Consider the following 3,199-nt stretch of genomic DNA (forward strand, 5'->3'; position numbering starts at 1 on the left):
CGACGCCCTGTCCGACCCGACGGCCGACCCGACGGCCGACCCGACGGCCGACCCGACGGCCGACCCGACGGCCGACCCGACGGCCGACCCGACGGCCGACCCGACGGCCGGCGCCGCGCCCCGCCCGGCGGCCCAACCCCGTGTGCTGTCCGGCATCCAGCCGACCGCCGACTCGTTCCACCTCGGCAACTACCTGGGCGCGCTGCGGCAGTGGGTCGCGCTGCAGGAGACGCACGACGCGTTCTACTGCGTGGTGGACCTGCACGCGATCACCGTCGAGCACGACCCGGCCGCGCTGCGCCGCCGCACCCGCGTGTCGGCCGCGCAGCTGCTCGCCATGGGCGTCGACCCGGACCGCTCCACCCTGTTCGTGCAAAGCCAGGTGCCCGAGCACGCCGAGCTGGCCTGGGTGCTGAGCTGCCTCACCGGCTTCGGCGAGGCCAGCCGGATGACCCAGTTCAAGGACAAGGCCGCCAAGCAGGGCGCGTCCGCCGCCAGCGTCGGGCTGTTCACCTACCCGATCCTGCAGGCCGCCGACATCCTGCTCTACTCGCCCGAGCCGGGCGCCGGCGGGGCCGCGGGCGAGCGCGCCTTCCACGTCCCGGTCGGCGAGGACCAGCGGCAGCACGTCGAGCTGACCCGCGACCTGGCGGGCCGGTTCAACCACCGGTTCGGCGCCACCTTCGTCGAGCCCGAGGCGTACATCCCGCGCGGCGCGGCCAAGATCACCGACCTGCAGGACCCGGCGAGCAAGATGAGCAAGTCGGCGTCCTCCCCGCAGGGCATCATCGACGTGCTGGAGGAGGCCGGGCCGATGCGCAAGAAGATCATGCGCGCGGTCACCGACACCGGCACCGAGGTGCGCTTCGACGAGGAGAACAAGGCGGGCGTCAGCAACCTGCTGCGCATCCACTCCGCGCTGTCCGGCGAGACCGTCGCGGACCTGGAGGCGCGCTACGCGGGGTCCGGCTACGGGCAGTTCAAGAAGGACCTCGCCGAGCTGGTGACCGGCACCTTCACCCCGATCCGCGAGCGCACCCTGAAGCTGCTGGACGACGAGGACGCCCTCGACAAGATCCTGGCGCACGGCGCGGCGCGGGCGGGCGAGGTCGCGGCGCGGACCATGGACGTCGTGCGCGACCGGGTGGGATTCGTCGGACGTGGGCGCTGAGCACCGCTCGCTCGCGACCGATCCCGAGCACGCCTGCACCATCGGCGTGTCGGTGCCCATCCCCGAGCCGTTCGGCGCCTACCTGCAGCGCAAGCGCGAGTCGTTCGGGGACCCGCTCGCCGGGACGATCCCGACCCACATCACCCTGCTCCCGCCCACCCAGGTCGACGTCGCGGCGATGCCCGCGATCGAGGACCACCTGGGCGCGGTCGCGGCGCGGAGCGTGCCGTTCTGGATCAGGCTGCGCGGCACCGGGACGTTCCGCCCGGTGTCGCCGGTCGTGTTCGTCGCGCTCGCCGAGGGCATCGGCGGCTGCGAGGCCGTCCAGTCCCGGGTGCTGACCGGGCCGCTCGCCCGGGAGCTGTCCTTCCCGTACCACCCCCACGTCACCGTCGCGCACCACCTGTCCGAGGAGGTCCTGGACCGCGCGTTCAAGGACCTCGCCGACTACCGGGCCGACTTCGAGGCCGCGGGGTTCTCGCTCTACGTGCACGGCGAGGACGGGATCTGGCGTCCGCACCGCCACTTCGCCTTCCCGCACCGCTGAAACCGCAGGCCGGCGGGGCGCCGGCGGCTCCGCCCGACGGGCCCCGCCGGGCCGGACTGATCGCCGGTCTGCCGGGTACGTTGCGTGCATGCTCGTGATCACACCGCTCCTGCGCCGGGCCGAGGCGCTGGTGGACGCCGTGAAGTCCGCGATCGGCGCGCTGCGGGCCCGCTGGGGTTGGTTCGACCATCTCGGCCGGGCCTACGACCGCTACCAGGAGCAGGGCGGCGACCGGCTCGCGGCCGCGATGACCAGCTACGGCTTCCTGTCGTTCTTCCCGCTGCTCGCGCTCGCCTACTCGCTGCTCGGCTACCTGGTCGGGGTCAGCGACGAGGCCCGGGACTACCTGATCAAGGCGATCCAGCAGCTGCTGCCCGGGCTGTCCGGCCCGCTGGAGGTGCAGAAGATCGCCGAGTCCCGCACCACCGCCGGTGTCTTCGGCCTGGTCGCGCTGGTGTTCACGGGGCTCGGCTGGGTGCGGGTGCTGCGCGAGTCGCTGCGCGGCATCTGGGGGTACGAGCCGTCGCCCGAGGGCAACTTCTTCGTGCTCAAGCTGGCGGACGCGGCGGTGCTGGTGTTCCTCGGCACGACCCTGGTGCTCAGCGTCGCGGTGTCGTCGGTGGCGTCCGCGGCCACCCAGAACGTGCTGCAGTGGCTCGGCCTCGCGCACGTGACCGGCGCGGGCACGGTGCTGTGGATCCTGTGGCTGCTGGTCGCGGGCGCGTTCAACACGCTGATCTTCCTGGTGCTGTTCAGCCGGCTGTCCGGGACGCGCGCGGCGTGGCGGGAGATCCTGCGCGGCGCGCTGTTCGGCGCGGTCGGCCTCGAACTGCTCAAGCAGATCGGGACGCTGCTGGTCGCGCACGTCACGCGCAACCCGGTCTACGCCTCGTTCGCGGTCCTGGTCGGGCTGATGGTGTGGATCAACGTCGTGTCCCGGTTCGTGCTCTTCGCCGCCGTGTGGACGGCGACCCGGCGGGTCATCCTCCAGGCGGACGACCAGCCCGAGGCCCGCCCGTCCGACGAGGCCGAGAAGGGGTCCGGCGACCCGTCGGACGAACCGCCGGAGAAGCGGCTCGGCGGCCGGTCCGACGGACGCGCGGGCAAGGCGCTGGGCGTGCGGTACGGAGAAGGCGCCCACCGCCCCGCGTGAGGCGGGTCAGCGCTCGTCCAGGCGGGGGCTGAGCGGCGGCGCCCCCTCCGGACCGGCCTCCTCACCGCGACCGTCGGAGCCGCCACGGAGATCTGAGCCGCCACGCAGATCGGGGATGCCATGAGCACCGGAAGCGCCGGGGGATTCGTGGCCGCCGGAAGCGCGAGGAGACCCCGAGGCACCGGGCGATCCGTGGGCGCCGGAGGCGTCGTGCGCGTCAGGGGCCTGCGCGGGCGGCGGGGCGAGCCGGACGTGCCCGCCGGGTTCGCCCGGGACGGCCGGCGGCGCGTCCGGCGCCGGGAGTCGCAGGTCGCCGCGGCGGTGGCGG

The 3,199-nt window shown here is 73.9% G+C and carries 3 protein-coding genes; all 3 read left to right on the top strand.

Annotated elements, in window-relative coordinates:
• The first annotated feature begins 142 nt into the window (after positions 1-142).
• The 3 genes from trpS (at position 143) to AB0J52_RS33615 (ending at position 2,871) form a co-directional block, all read left to right on the top strand.
• Positions 143-1,171 carry a tryptophan--tRNA ligase gene (gene trpS / locus AB0J52_RS33605; protein ID WP_500186903.1) on the top strand — a complete coding sequence of 343 codons (1,029 nt, stop codon included), beginning with the start codon at positions 143-145 and terminating at the stop codon, positions 1,169-1,171.
• Positions 1,161-1,718: a 2'-5' RNA ligase family protein gene (locus tag AB0J52_RS33610; RefSeq protein WP_500186901.1), complete on the top strand. Its 558-nt coding sequence runs from the start codon at positions 1,161-1,163 to the stop codon at positions 1,716-1,718. The genes trpS and AB0J52_RS33610 overlap by 11 nt, the downstream gene beginning before the upstream one ends.
• 88 nt (positions 1,719-1,806) lie before the next feature.
• The gene (locus AB0J52_RS33615; RefSeq protein ID WP_500186902.1) at positions 1,807-2,871 is read left to right on the top strand and encodes a YihY/virulence factor BrkB family protein; all 1,065 of its coding nucleotides are present in this window, start codon (positions 1,807-1,809) and stop codon (positions 2,869-2,871) included.
• The last annotated feature ends 328 nt before the right edge of the window (positions 2,872-3,199 follow it).

It is taken from the genome of Spirillospora sp. NPDC049652, assembly GCF_040675125.1.
Classification (GTDB): Bacteria; Actinomycetota; Actinomycetes; order Streptosporangiales; family Streptosporangiaceae; genus Spirillospora.